Origin of the sequence: Agrococcus jejuensis (genome assembly GCF_007679035.1) — a bacterium.
Taxonomy (GTDB): domain Bacteria; phylum Actinomycetota; class Actinomycetes; order Actinomycetales; family Microbacteriaceae; genus Agrococcus; species Agrococcus jejuensis_A.
On record NZ_VEFR01000001.1, the window covers coordinates 142,692 to 155,817 of the forward strand.

The 13,126-nt window shown below is 73.0% G+C and carries 14 protein-coding genes and 1 pseudogene; 11 read left to right on the forward strand and 4 right to left on the reverse strand.

The genetic code is table 11. The features are described 5' to 3' along the window. Positions 1 to 17: 17 nt before the first annotated feature. Together FS793_RS00630 and FS793_RS00635 are read right to left on the reverse strand one after the other, a co-directional pair. Positions 18 to 275, reverse strand: coding sequence for a Rho termination factor N-terminal domain-containing protein (locus FS793_RS00630; RefSeq protein WP_144717556.1), 258 nt, complete (start codon positions 273 to 275; stop codon positions 18 to 20). 65 nt (positions 276 to 340) lie between these two features. Further along, entirely contained in the window at positions 341 to 1,255 is a 915-nt protein-coding gene (locus FS793_RS00635) for a DMT family transporter (protein WP_144717558.1), read from the reverse strand. Positions 1,256 to 1,327: 72 nt separating this feature from the next. Here FS793_RS00635 and FS793_RS00640 point away from each other — a divergent pair, with 72 nt between their 5' ends. The 7 genes from FS793_RS00640 to FS793_RS00665 all read left to right on the forward strand — a co-directional run bounded on the left by FS793_RS00640 (position 1,328) and on the right by FS793_RS00665 (position 8,310). Continuing rightward, entirely contained in the window at positions 1,328 to 2,161 is an 834-nt protein-coding gene (locus FS793_RS00640; protein ID WP_144717560.1) for an EI24 domain-containing protein, read from the forward strand. Between the two features lie 10 nt (positions 2,162 to 2,171). Continuing rightward, positions 2,172 to 3,227 (forward strand): lipid II:glycine glycyltransferase FemX, encoded by a 1,056-nt coding sequence (locus tag FS793_RS00645; protein WP_144717562.1) that lies wholly within the window; start codon positions 2,172 to 2,174, stop codon positions 3,225 to 3,227. Then, positions 3,224 to 4,285 (forward strand): lipid II:glycine glycyltransferase FemX, encoded by a 1,062-nt coding sequence (locus tag FS793_RS16030; RefSeq protein ID WP_186329254.1) that lies wholly within the window; start codon positions 3,224 to 3,226, stop codon positions 4,283 to 4,285. Before FS793_RS00645 ends, FS793_RS16030 begins: the two co-directional genes overlap by 4 nt. A 17-nt stretch (positions 4,286 to 4,302) precedes the next feature. Next, positions 4,303 to 5,373 carry a lipid II:glycine glycyltransferase FemX gene (locus FS793_RS16035; protein WP_186329255.1) on the forward strand — a complete coding sequence of 357 codons (1,071 nt, stop codon included), beginning with the start codon at positions 4,303 to 4,305 and terminating at the stop codon, positions 5,371 to 5,373. 60 nt (positions 5,374 to 5,433) lie between these two features. After that, positions 5,434 to 6,519 (forward strand): lipid II:glycine glycyltransferase FemX, encoded by a 1,086-nt coding sequence (locus FS793_RS16040; RefSeq protein ID WP_186329256.1) that lies wholly within the window; start codon positions 5,434 to 5,436, stop codon positions 6,517 to 6,519. 68 nt (positions 6,520 to 6,587) lie between these two features. Next, entirely contained in the window at positions 6,588 to 7,097 is a 510-nt protein-coding gene (locus FS793_RS00660) for a hypothetical protein (protein ID WP_144717564.1), read from the forward strand. Between the two features lie 19 nt (positions 7,098 to 7,116). Then, complete coding sequence (locus FS793_RS00665; protein WP_186329257.1) at positions 7,117 to 8,310, forward strand: phosphotransferase family protein; 1,194 nt, start codon at positions 7,117 to 7,119, stop codon at positions 8,308 to 8,310. A gap of 40 nt (positions 8,311 to 8,350) precedes the next feature. Here the strand turns inward: FS793_RS00665 and FS793_RS00670 are convergent, their stop codons facing one another. Both FS793_RS00670 and FS793_RS00675 read right to left on the reverse strand, forming a co-directional pair. Continuing rightward, positions 8,351 to 9,385 (reverse strand): App1 family protein, encoded by a 1,035-nt coding sequence (locus FS793_RS00670; protein WP_260979953.1) that lies wholly within the window; start codon positions 9,383 to 9,385, stop codon positions 8,351 to 8,353. A 23-nt stretch (positions 9,386 to 9,408) separates the two neighbouring features. After that, positions 9,409 to 10,152 carry an SOS response-associated peptidase gene (locus FS793_RS00675; protein WP_144717567.1) on the reverse strand — a complete coding sequence of 248 codons (744 nt, stop codon included), beginning with the start codon at positions 10,150 to 10,152 and terminating at the stop codon, positions 9,409 to 9,411. A gap of 143 nt (positions 10,153 to 10,295) precedes the next feature. On the opposite strand from FS793_RS00675, the gene FS793_RS00680 reads away from it, so the two are divergent. The 4 genes and pseudogenes from FS793_RS00680 to FS793_RS16490 all read left to right on the forward strand — a co-directional run. Continuing rightward, positions 10,296 to 10,937 carry a TetR/AcrR family transcriptional regulator gene (locus tag FS793_RS00680; protein ID WP_144717569.1) on the forward strand — a complete coding sequence of 214 codons (642 nt, stop codon included), beginning with the start codon at positions 10,296 to 10,298 and terminating at the stop codon, positions 10,935 to 10,937. Beyond that, a complete protein-coding gene (locus tag FS793_RS00685) occupies positions 10,934 to 11,746 on the forward strand; it encodes an ABC transporter ATP-binding protein (protein WP_144717571.1) in 813 nt (270 codons plus the stop codon). The genes FS793_RS00680 and FS793_RS00685 overlap by 4 nt, the downstream gene beginning before the upstream one ends. Before the next feature lie 11 nt (positions 11,747 to 11,757). After that, positions 11,758 to 12,387 carry an ABC transporter permease gene (locus FS793_RS00690; protein ID WP_144717573.1) on the forward strand — a complete coding sequence of 210 codons (630 nt, stop codon included), beginning with the start codon at positions 11,758 to 11,760 and terminating at the stop codon, positions 12,385 to 12,387. After that, a pseudogene (locus FS793_RS16490) lies at positions 12,387 to 12,986 on the forward strand (ABC transporter permease); the annotation flags it as partial. The gene FS793_RS00690 and the pseudogene FS793_RS16490, both read left to right, overlap by 1 nt. Positions 12,987 to 13,126: the final 140 nt, after the last annotated feature.

Below are 13,126 nucleotides of genomic sequence, written 5' to 3' on the forward strand. Positions count from 1 at the left end.
GCGCGACGCGCCGGCGATCAGTGCGAGCGGATGCGGTCGATCAGCTCCTGCTTGCGGAGCCCGGAGTACCCGGTGATGCCGAGCTCCTTCGCACGGGCGCGCAGCTCGGGCACCGTGCGGTCGTCGAGGTCCTCGGCCCTGCCGCCGCGGCGGCCGACGGCCTTCCGGCCGTCGCGCGCAGCGGCGTTCGCGATCCGCGCGGCCTTCTCGGAGCTCGCGCCGTCGGCCTTGAGCTCGCGGTAGAGCTCCTCGTCCTTGATCGATGGGTTCGGCATGCGGACAGGCTGCCTCGTGCGATCCGCGGCGGCGAACCCCTTGACGCGCGTGCGTCGTCGCCGCGTCAGGCGGGCGGTCGAGCGCGCGCGAGGCGCCCGCCGCGTCGCGCGGGCAGGCTCACGAGCACGATGCCGACGGCCACGGCGCCCAGGCCCACCCACGCGAGCGTCGAGAGCCGCTCGTGCAGCACGAGCACCGCGAGCAGCGTCGCCACGACGGGCTCGGCGAGCGCGAGCGTCGTCGCCGTCGACGCAGTGAGGGCGCGCAGGGCGAAGCCGAACAGCAGGTACGACGCCGCCATCGGCACGAGCGCGAGGTACGCGAGGGTCAGCGCGCCGTGGCCTGACGCGAGGGGGCCTGGGCCGAGCACGACGAAGAGCGGCACCATGACGACGCTGCCGACGAGGAAGATCGATGCCATCGACCCCTGCGACGAGCGACCACCGGCGATGAGGCGGGCCCCCGCGTACGAGTACAGCGCGTAGCCGACGCCCGCCGCGAGGCCGAGCGCGATGCCGAGGATCGGGTTCGAGCCGGTGGTCGACTCGCCGGAGCCGACGGCGAGCAGCGCCACGCCGACGGCGGCGATCGCGGTCGCGAGCCCCCAGCGCGCCGTCGGGCGACGACCATCGAGGATCCACTCGAGCGCCGCTGCGAAGATCGGGCCGGAGCCGAGCGCGAGCACGTTGCCCACCGCGACGCCCGCGAGGTCCATCGCGGGGTAGTAGGCGGTGGGGTAGAGCACGGCGCCCGCGCCGCCCGCGAGCAGCCACGGCCATGCCGAGCGGTCGCGCAGCACGCGTGCGACGGCGCGCCACGCGATGACGGCGAGCACGATGCCGCCGAAGCCGAACGTCGCCATGCCGATGAGCAGCGGCGACGAGCCCTCGGGCGCGAAGTGCGCCACGGTGCCGGTCGTGCCCCACAGCACCGCCGCGGCGAGCACGGCGGCCGTGTGGATGGGTCGCGCGTCGCTCACGGATCGAGCCTAGGCGCGGCGAACCTGGCGATTCGCCGCGCACGGCGCAGCGGCGTCGGGGAGGATGGTGCCGTGCGCCGCATCCGAGCCCTCCTGCACGGCATGACGATCCTCGCCGCCGGCTTCCGCATCGGCTGGAGGAACCCCCGACTCGCGATCCTCGGCATGGTGCCGCCGCTCGTGGTCGGCGCGCTGCTCGTCGTCGGCCTCGTCGTGCTCGGCGTCAACGCGACGTCGATCGTCGAGGGGCTGACGCCGTTCGCGGACGGCTGGAGCGACCCGTGGCCCGCCGTGCTGCGGGTCGTGCTGGCCATCGCCCTCGTCGCGGGTGCCGCTGCCGTGGGCGTGCTGCTGTTCGCCGCCGTCACGCTGCTGGTCGGCGCACCGTTCTACGAGCGCGTCTGGCGCGCGGCCGAGGGCGAGCTCGGCGGCGTGCCCGACGAGGTCGAGCTCACGGTGGGCCAGTCGATCGCGAAGGGCCTCGACGACGGCCTGCGGCTCGCCGGCATCGCGATCCTCACGGGCCTCGTGGTGTTCGTGCTGGGTCTCATCCCCGTCGTCGGCCCCGTGGTCGGCTGGATCGGCGGCGCGCTCGTCGGCTCGCGCGCCCTCGCGGTCGAGCTCTCGAGCATGCCGGGCGACGCGCGCGGCATGAGCCTCGACGAGCGGCGCCGACTGCTCGACACGGCCCCCGACGTCGCGCGAGGCTTCGGCCTCGCCGTCTACCTGCTGTTCCTCGTGCCCGGCGGCGCCGTGCTGTGCACGCCGGCCGCGACGGTCGGCGGCATGCTGCTCGTGCGCGAGCTGCGGGGCGAGCCGACGACGCCCACGACCGTGCACGATCCCGGTGCCGACGAGGTACCACCCGTGCCACCGGCGCCCTCGACCCTGCCGCCGCTCGCGTAGGCTGTCACGAATGTCCGGCTCCACCTTCGTGCGCGCAGCCACGGCCGACGAGATCGCCCGCTGGGACGACCTCCTCCTCACGAACCCCGACGGCGGGCACATGGTGCAGTCGACGGCGTTCGCAGAGGTCAAGCGGGGAGACGGCCTCGAGCCGCGCTTCCTCGTCGTCGAGGGCGCGCAGACCATCCACGTGCTCGTGCTCGAGGGCCGCGTCTGGCTCGGCCGCTACTGGTACGTGCCGCTCGGCCCCACCGGCGACGACCTCGAGGGCATCGTCGCTGCGCTGCGCGCCTACGCGGCCGAGCAGCCCGGCCTGCTCGTCGTGAAGGTCGAGCCGCGCCTCGAGCGCACGCCCGAGCTCGTCGCGCGGCTCGAGGCCGCGGGCCTCGAGGTCAGCCGTGACATGCAGGTGCAGACCCACACGGTCGTGCTCGACCTCGAGCAGGGGGCGGAGGCGCTGCTCGCCTCGTTCTCGCAGTCGACGAGGCGGCACATCCGCAAGGCGGAGCGCGACGGCTACCGCGTCGAGCGCGTCGACGTCACGCCCGAGACCCGAGCGCGCATGCACGCCATGATGCAGACCGTCGCGGGCGGCAAGGGCATGGACGGCATGCGCGAGCGCGCCTACTACGACCGGTTCTGGCAGGCGTTCGCCGACCACGGCACGGGGCAGCTCTACCTCGGCTTCGACGACGACGGCGACGAGCCGCAGGCGGGCGTCTTCGTGACCTTCGCCGGCCGCACCGCCGTGTACAAGGACGGTGGCTCGCGCCCCGACCGGCGCATCGCCGGCGGCGCACCGCTGCTGCTCTACACGGCGATGCAGGACGCCATCGCGCGCGGCTGCACCGGCTTCGACCTCGCGGGCACCCCGCCGGTCGATCGGCTCGACGACCCGACGCATCCGTTCCACGGGCTCGGCCAGTTCAAGACGCGCTTCGGCCCCGTCACGAGCTTCCTGCCCTCGTTCGACCTCGTGCTGCATCCCGTGCGGCACCGACTGTGGGAGCGCGTGCTGCGCAGGATCGAGTGGCGCCTGAAGCCCGGACCGGACACGCTGCGATGACGGGGGAGACGGTGCACGAGCTGCGCGAGGCGACGGCGGCCGAGATCGCCGAGTGGGACGCCCTCGTGGCGCAGAACCCCGACGGCGGCCAGTTCACGCAGACGCTGGCGTTCGCCGCGGTGAAGCGATGGGACGGCTTCCGCACCCACCACATGGTCTACGACGGCGCCGAGCCCGTGCACGCGCTCGTGCTCGAGCGCCACGGCGTCGTCGGGCGCTTCTGGTACGTGCCGTCGGGCCCGTGGCATCCGCGCTTCGACTCGATCGTCGCCGCCACGCGGGCGTACGTCGAGCGGCACCGCCCAGATCTCGTGTCGGTGAAGCTCGAGCCGCGCCTGCGCCGCACCGACGAGCACATGCAGCTGCTGCGCGACGCGGGCCTCGTCGAGGCCGACGACGTGCAGATCCACACGCACACGGTCATCGCCGACCTCGCGCAGGGCCCCGACGCCCTGCTGGCGAGCTTCTCGAAGGCCGTGCGCAAGAACATCCGCCACGCCGAGCGCGAGGGCTACACGGTCGAGCGCGTCGAGCCGACGCCCGCGCTCATGGACCAGATGTGGGCGCGCATGCAGACGATCGCGGGCGGCGGCGGCCTCAGCGGCATGCGCGGCGAGGAGTACTACCGCACGGTGTGGAAGGCGTTCACCGACCACGGCATGGCCGACTGGTGGGTGGGCGACGACGGCGGCGACGGCCCCCAGACCATCACCTTCACGATCCCGTTCGGCCGCGACGTCATCGACAAGGACGAGGGCTCGCGTCCCGACCGCCGCATCAACGGCGGCGCCCACCTGGGCCGCTGGACGCGCATGCAGCACTACGCCGAGCGCGGGTTCGAGGGCTTCGACATGATGGGCGCCCCGCCGTCGTGGCGCAAGGACGACGACACGCACTTCATGCACTCGCTCGCGCGCTTCAAGACGCAGTTCGCACCGATCGCCGACTTCGTGCCGTCGTTCGACCTCGAGCTGAAGCCCGGCACGCAGCGGCTGTGGGACCGGTACGTGCGACCGATCGAATGGCGCGCGAAGCGCCGGTACACGGGACTGTGGTGATGGAGGTGGCGGACACGGTGGCGACGCTGAGGACGGCGACGGCGACGGAGGTCGCCGATTGGGACGCGCTCGTGCAGGCGAACCCCGACGGCGGCCAGTGGGCGCAGGGCGAGGCGTACGCGGCGCTCAAGCAGCACGAGGACGGCCTGCACCCCGTGCACCTCGTGCTCGAGGGCGCTCCGGGCGTCGACGGCGCCGTGGCGATGCTCGCGCTCGAGCACCGCTCGATCGTCGGTCGCCAGTGGTACCTGCCGCAGGGGCCGAGCCTGCCCGTCGAGGCCGTGCCGGCGTTCACCGCGGCGCTGCGCGCGTTCGCGCAGACGGTGCCGCATCTGTACGCCGTGCGCATCGAGCCCTTCGTCGTCGACGTGCCCGAGGTGCGCTCGACGCTCGCGGATGCCGGATGGGTCGCCTCCGACCGCATGCAGCAGAACCAGCACACCGTGCTCGTCGACCTCGAGCCCGAGACCGACGCGATCTTCGCCGCGTTCTCGAAGAACCTGCGCAACCACATCCGCAAGGCCGGCCGCGAGGGCTACCGCGTCGAGAAGGTCGAGCCGACCGACGCGAACCTCGAGACCATGTACCGCCTCATGCAGACGGTGTCCGGCGGCAAGGGCGTCGCGGGCATGAAGCCGTACCGCTACTACCGCCGGCTCTGGACCGAGCTGCGCGATCGTGGCCAGGGGCACCTGTGGTTCGGCTACGACGGCGCGCACGAGGGCCCGCAGGCGTCGTCGTTCATGATCGGCTACGGCCGCTACGCGCTGGCGAAGGACGGCGGCTCGGTGCCCGACCGTGCGATCCGCGGCGGTGCGCACCTCATGCGCTGGACCGCGATGCAGTGGTTCAAGGAGCACGACGGGCGCACGATCTACGACGCGTACGCGACGCCGCCGTCGTGGAAGGCCGACGACCGCAGCGAGCAGCTGTGGGGTCCCGGCCAGTTCAAGCTGCTGTTCGGACCGATCACCGATCACGTGCCGAGCCACCTGCTGCTGCTCGAGCCGCGTCGCTGGCGGCTGTTCTCGCGCCTCGTGCTCCCGGTCGAGTGGCGCCTCCGGAAGCGGCCCTACGGCATCTGGTAGTCCGCTGTACGTGAGGCGTCCTCACCGCCGATAGTCTCCCCGCGGGGGACGAGGATGACGATGGCAGGGGAGTGGTCGCTGCGCGCGGCCACGCCGACGGAACGGCGCGACTGGGATGCCGGCGTCGAGGGGAATCCCGACGGCGGGCAGTGGACGCAGGGCGCGGCGTTCGCAGCCCTCAAGGCGCCCGACCGCCTCACGCCGCGCTTCCTCGTGCTCGAGCGCGACGGCGAGACCGGGCTCGAGCGCATCCACGTGCTCGCCCTCGAGCACCGCAGCGTCGCCGGCCGATTCTGGTACCTGCCCACGGGCCCTGGCGTCGCGTCGATCCACGACCTCCCCGGCGTCGTCGAGGCCTTCCGCGCCGAGCGGCACGGCCTGCTGCGCGGGGTCTTCGCGCTCAAGGTCGAGCCGTTCGTCGTCGACACGCCCGAGCATCGTGCCGTGCTGCAGGGCGCCGGGCTGCGCGCATCCGCCGTGATCCAGAAGAACACGCACACGGTGCTCGTGCCGCTCGACCGCGAGCCCGACGCGATCTTCGCCGGCTTCTCGAAGAGCCTGCGCAACCACATCCGATCCGCGGACCGGGGTGGATACCGCGTCGAGAAGGTCGAGCCCGGCGAGGACACGTACCGCACGATGTACCGCCTCATGCAGACGATCTCGGGCGGGCGCGGCAGCGACCTCACGCGGCCGTACGAGTACTACCACCGGCTCTGGAGCGAGCTGTGCGCGCGTGGCCAGGGGCACTTCTGGTTCGGCTACGACGGCGCGCACGAGGGCCCGCAGGCCTCGGCGTTCATGATCGGCTACGGCCGCACCGCGATCGCGAAGGACGGCGGATCCGTGCCCGACCGCGCCATCCGCGGGGGCGCGGCGCTCATGCGCTGGACGGCGATGCAGTGGTTCCGCTCCCGCGACGGGCGCACGATCTACGACGCGTACGTCACGCCGCCGTCGTGGCTCGCGCACGATCCCGAGCAGCCCATGCACGGGCCCGGCATCTTCAAGCTGCAGTTCGGACCGATCGTCGACCACCTCCCGAGCCACGACCTCGTGCTCGACGAGCGACGCTTCCAGCTGTTCGTGCGGCTGCTGCTGCCGATCGAGTGGCGCGTGCGGCGGCGACCCGGCGGCATCTGGTAGCCGTCGCGCGGTGCGGCACGCCGCGAGCGTGGAGCGAACGGTGGGGGACAGGCGGCTACGCTGGCTGCATGGCGCGCGTCGGGGATCCAGCCGAGCTGGCCCGCATCCTGCGCGGCGAGTGGGCGGTGCGAGCGACGACGTTCCCGTACTGGCTCTCGCCGAACCGCCGCAACACGCGCGTGACGATCGACGTCGTCGAGGGCTCGCCGCTCAAGCTGCGCGAGACCTACGAGTACCACCGCCCCGACAAGGGCGACCGGGAGCTCGTGGCCGAGATGCGCTGGAAGGGCGACCACTTCGCGTGGAAGGCGCTCGGGGCGTCGAAGCTCATCCGCACGGCATGCGTCGTGAGCGACACGCCCGCGACCGCCGACATCGTGAGCGTGCACTTCGGCCGCAGCGCCATGCTGCGCCAGCCGGCCGTGACGCTGCTCGCGAGGCCGCACCTCGACCCCGACCACGTGCGCGCGATGGTGTCGCGCGACACGCATTCGTTCGAGCTGTCGGCGACCGAGTTCTGGCGCCTGCAGTGGCTGCCCGTCCACCCGATCGTGTCGTCGGAGCCGCAGCCCACCTGAGTCGTGTTGGATGGGGTCCATGCTCGACGACGCCGCAGGCATCCTCCGGCGCCTCGCCGCGAGCACGGGCCGTGAGCTGCTGTCGTTCCGGCAGCAGGACCTCGAGCCGGTGTCCGACGGCATCATCCTCGGCTACGCGTGCACGCTCCGCGCCCCCGACGACCAGGTCGAGCACGTCACGATCTACGTGAACACGTCGCCCGACGCGCCCGTCGGCGAGCACACGGTGCAGCTCGTCGACCGCGCGACGGGCGATCGGCTCACGGCGTGGACGTACCCGCAGGATCCGTCGCTGCCGTCGCTGCCCGCCGTGTCGTATCCGGAGGCCGCGGGCGTCGTGCTCGCGAAGTTCGGCATCGAGGCCGCGGGCGCCACGCTCACGATGGAGTCGTACCGGCCGGGCAAGCGCGCGGTGCTGCGCGTCGACACCGGCGGCACGCAGCACTTCGCGAAGGTCGTGCAGCCGTCGCTCGCCGCGACGATCCACGACCTCCACGTGGCCCTGCACGCCGCGGGCCTCCCCGTGCCGCGCAGCCTCGGCTACTCGGAGGCCGGCCTGCTGCTGCTCGAGCGCATGCCGGGCGACCCCGCGCTCGAGCACGTCGCGCGCATCGCCGACGACCCGCGGTTCCTGCAGGGCGTCGAGCACGTCGTCGCGCAGCTCGCGAGCGTGCGCGTCGGCGTCGCAGCCCGCGAGTCGCTCGCGCGCCGGGCTGACTGGTACGCCGCCCGCATGGCCGAGACGTCGCCCGTGCTCGCACCGCGCGCCGCCGACATCGTCGCCCGCGTGCGCACGCTGTACGCGTCGACGGCGGTGCCGACGCCCGTGACGGTGCACGGCGACCTCCACCTCGGCCAGCTGCTCGTCGACCGCCGCGAGCCGTGGCGCATCACGGGGCTCATCGACATCGACACCGCGGGTCTCGGCGACCCTGCCGACGACGCGGCAGCCCTCGCGGCGCACGTCGTGGTCACGGCGTTCGAGTCGGCGTCCGCGGGCGCCCGCACCGACGCCGAGGCGCTGCGCAGGCTCGCGGCGACGCTGCGATCGCGCTGGGACGACGGGGGCCGCACCGCGGCGATCGCCGCGATCCACCTCACGGGCCACGCCCTCGCGGTGGCCGGGCGCGGCGACGACCACCTGCCCGTCGCGGCGCGTCTGCTCGACGAGGCCGACCTGGCCCTCGCGACGACCCTGCATCCGCAGCGCTGACGCGCGCCGCGATCGGCGCGCCGACGACCGCGGCGTCCGGTCAGTCGAGCGGGATGCCGTCCTCGCGCAGGCTGCGCACGAGGCCGCCGCCGTTCGGGGCGAAGTGCCACGGCACGGCCGTGTCCTGGCGCTCGTGCTTGCGTCCGCCGGCGAGCACGGCCTCCTGCGGCGACAGCTGCCGGATGGCGACGGCCGCGACGGACTCGGGGTGCTCCTCGGCGAAGGCGGCGTAGATGGCCTCGTCGTGCTGCCCGTCGTCGCCGACGAGCAGCCAGCGGATGTCGGGGAAGTCGCGGGCGAGCCTGCGCAGCTGCGTGCGCTTGTGCACCTGGCCCGAGCGGAAGATGCGATCGTGCGTCGGTCCCCAGTCGGTGAGGATGAGCGGACCCGGCGGGTACAGGTTGCGGGACAGGAACCTGCGCAGGGCGGGCGCGACGTTCCACGCGCCGGTCGAGAGGTAGATGAACGGCGCCGTCGGGTTGGCGCGGCGCACGCGATCGTAGAAGACGGCCATGCCTGGCACGGGGCGGCGGGCGTGCTCGTCGAGCACGAACGCGTTCCACGCTGCGAGCATCGGGCGCGGGAGCAGCGTGACCATGACGGTGTCGTCGACGTCGGAGACGACGCCGACCCTCGTGGCGGGGTCGACGACGAAGATGGGCGCCTGCACGGGCTCGGACCCCGGCACCGTCAGCGTGACCTCGCCCCATCCGGGCTCGAGCGACACGGGCACGACGGCGTCGACGACGCCGCCGCGGTCGGCCGTGACGGTCGCGGTCGTGCCTCCCGACGAGACGGTGACCTCGGCCGAGGCGAGGCTGATCGACGTGAACGTGCGCCAGCCGCGCATGTTCTCGTACAGCGCCCGCTGCTCGTCGCCGGGGGTGACGAGCAGGACGCGGCACAGCACGCGCACCCACCCGTCGCCGCCGTAGCCGGCGTAGGGGATGACGGCGGGGCGACGGCCGCCGCGCAGCGCGCGGGCCTCGCGGCGCTCCTGCACCCAGTCCTCGATGCGCGCGGCGCGGTGGAGGATCGGGTCGGGCACGTGGGCCAGGGGGTCGAGCTCAGCCACGTCGATGCCTCATCGATCCCACGCTACCGGTGGGCGTCAGTCGACGACGCGTCGGCCGCGGGAGCGTCGGTCGCGTCCTCGGCCGCCGGCGCGACGAGCTCGGGGCCGTCGGCGCGCACGTTGCCGACGGCTCGGCCGACCTCGCGCACCGCGAGCGCCTCGACCTGCTCCGCCGCGGCCTCGACCACGGCGTCGACGAGGTGCTGGTCGCCCTCGGTCTCGGCGTCGAGCCACGTGTCCCACAGCTCGGGGCCGAGCACGACGGGCATGCGGTCGTGCAGGTCGGCGAGGTGCCCCGTGGCGTCGGCGGTGAGGATCGTCGACGACAGCACCCACGCGCCCTCGGGGCTCTTCCACCACGCGTAGAGGCCCGCGAAGGCGATGGGGCGCTCGTCGGCCGCGTGCACGTAGAAGGGCGTGCGCTCGGGCTTGCGCCACTCGTACCAGCCGCTCGCGGGCACGAGCGCGCGCCGCATCCCGAGCGAGGCGGAGAACATGCGGCGCTCCGCCACGGTCTCGCTGCGCGCGTTGATGGCCTTGACGCCGCCCGTGAGGTCCTTCGCCCACGTGGGCACGAGGCCCCACCGTGCTGCCTCGAGCCTGCGCGTCGGCGGCGTGCCGTCGCGCGACGGTGGCTCGACGACCACGGGAGCGAGGTCGGTCGGCGCGACGTTCCACGACCGTTCGGGGAGGTCGCCCATCTCGTCGACCTCGAACAGGGCGACGAGATCGCTGGGATCCGCAGCCATGACGTAGCGTCCGCACACGCGGCCATCGTGCCACGTCGGGTCGGGTCTCCACAGGTGGGCGCGTCCGACGCGTGCGCGTGACGAAGCGGGAGTAGAGTCTTGCGAACTGAGCGTCGCTCGAGGATCCATGCGCGACGCTCCAGCAGGACGGAGCGAACCCCATGCCCATGACGGTGCACCCGGACGCCGCATCGGTGGCGGTCCGCAGCGAGCCGGTGCAGCCGCGGGCTGCCGCGCGCATCGAGGCCCTGCTCGACGCGGCAGCGCACTGCGTCGACGACGTCGGCTCGGAGCTGCTCACGACCGCGATGGTCGCGAAGTCGGCAGGCGCGTCGATCGGCACGGTCTACCGGTACTTCCCCGACCGCATCGCCGTGCTCGTGGCCCTCGCGGGCCGCAACCTCGAGCGCCTGCGCGCTCGCTTCGAGCGCACGCTGTCCGACAACGACCACGCCACGTGGGAGGACGCGGTCACGGCGCTGCTGCGCGACTTCATCGGCGCGTACCGCGAGATCCCCTCGTTCCGGTCGGTGCGCACGGGCGACTGGCTCGACGTGGGCGCCGAGCGCCCCGCCGACTCGACGGAGCTCATCGCGGCGGAGACCCTCGCGGTGCTCGTGGCCCGCTTCGGCGTGCCCGACGACGACGAGGCCCGCTCGGCCCTGCGCCGTGGCTTCCGCGTCGCCGACGCCCTCGTGATGTTCGCCTTCCAGCGCGACCGGTTCGGCGACGAGGAGATCCTCGAGATGTCGCTCGAGCACGGGCTCGCCGAGGCCAAGCTCGGACTCGCCCCGCGATCGTGATCACCTTCGAGGAGGTCTCGAAGCGGTACGGCGACGCCGTCGCCGTGCGCGCATGCTCGCTCGAGGTGGCGCCGCGCACCTGCACGGTGCTCGTGGGCTCGTCGGGCTCCGGCAAGACCACGCTCATGCGCATGGTCAACCGCATGGTCGACCCGACGTCGGGCCGCGTGCTCATCGACGGCGAGGACGTCGCGACGAAGGATCCCGTGCGTCTGCGCCGCGGCATCGGCTACGTGCTGCAGGCGGCGGGCCTGCTGCCGCACCGCACCGTGTGGCAGAACGTCGCGACCGTGCCCATGCTCGACGGCACGTCCAAGGGCGACGCCCGAGCCCGCGCGCTCGAGCTGCTCGCGACCGTCGGCCTCGACGCGGACCTCGCGAATCGCTACCCCCATCAGCTCTCGGGCGGGCAGCAGCAGCGCGTCGGCGTCGCGAGGGCCCTCGCCGCCGACCCGAACATCCTGCTCATGGACGAGCCCTTCGGCGCCGTCGACCCCATCGTGCGCCTCGAGCTGCAGCGCGAGACGCGCAGGCTGCAGCGCGAGCTGGGCAAGACCGTGCTCTTCGTGACCCACGACATCCAGGAGGCCTTCGCCCTCGCCGACCAGGTCGTCGTGCTCGAGAAGGAGGGCGTGATCGCGCAGGCCGGCACGCCCGCCGAGATCGTCGCCGAGCCCGCCAACGACTTCGTGCGCGAGTTCATCGGCGCGAGCGCGGGGGAGCGCTCGCTGCACGTCGAGGAGGTCGACGGCCGTCAGGTCGTCGTCGACCGCGACGGCACGCCCCTCGGCACGCTCGACGCCGCCTGAGGCCTCCCGGCATGGACTGGGTGATCGCGAACTGGGACCAGGTGTGGTCCCTCACCCTCAATCACGCGCGCCTGTCGATCGCACCGATCGTCGTCGGCTTCCTCATCGCCGTGCCGCTCGGGCGCCTCGCCGCCGGCAGCAGGGTGGCGCGCGGCATCATCCTGTCGAGCGGCAGCCTGCTGTACGCGATCCCCTCGCTGCCGCTGTTCCTGATCCTGCCGCTCGTGCTCGCGACCCGCACGCTCGACGAGATCAACCTCACGGTCGCGCTCACCCTCTACGCCGTGGCGATCATGGTGCGCAGCGCGACCGACGGCTTCGTGTCGCTGCCGCCCGCGACGATCTCGGCGGCGACGGCGATCGGCTACGGCCGCGCAGGGCGCTTCCTGCGCGTCGAGCTGCCGCTCGCAGCGCCCGTGCTGCTCGCCGGCCTGCGCGTCGTGTCGGTGTCGACCGTCGCGATGGTGACGGTCGGTGCGCTCATCGGCAGCGACAACCTCGGCTACCTGTTCACGAACGGCCGCGCGACGAACAACGTCGACTCCGTCGTCGCGGGCCTCGTCGGCACGCTCGTGCTCGCCGCCGTCTTCGACCTCGTGCTGCAGCTCGTCGGCCGCATCTCGATGCCCTGGAGGCGATGATGGACTTCCTCGTCAGCGCCGTCCTCTGGCTCCTCTCGCCCGATCGCTACGCGCCGAACGCGCTCTACTCGATCCCCGAGCGGCTCGGGCAGCACCTGCAGATCACGACGTTGTGCGTGGTGATCGCCGTGGCGATCGCGCTCCCGCTCGGCAGCTGGATCGGCCACACGGGTCGCGGCAGGCAGCTCGTGATCGGCATCACGAGCGTCGCGCGCGCGGCGCCGGCACTCGGCCTGCTCATCCTGCTCGTCATGGTGCTGACGGAGCCGCTCGGCTCGCGTCAGGCATCGCTCGTCGGCTGCACCGTGGCGCTCGTCGTGCTCGCGATCCCGTCGATCCTCGCCGGCACCTACGCCGGCATCGAGTCGGTCGATCGCGTCACGGTCGACGCCGCGCGGGCCTCGGGCATGACCGAGTGGCAGATCCTCACGAAGGTCGAGCTGCCGCTCGCCGCGCCCGTGATCATCGGCGGACTGCGCGCCGGCGTGCTCATGGTGGTCGCCACCGCGACGATCGCCTCGTTCGCGGGCTTCGGCGGACTCGGCGCGATCATTGCCTCGGGCATCGGGCTCAACGACTACGACCTCATGCTCGGAGCGTCGATCCTCGTCGCGCTGCTCGCGCTCCTGCTCGACGGCATCCTCGCGCTCGCGCAGCGCTCCGCGCAGCGCGCGCCACCTCGGCTGAACCCGGCATGCGGCGAACGCATGCATGCCGCGCGCGTCACATTCCGTCAAGG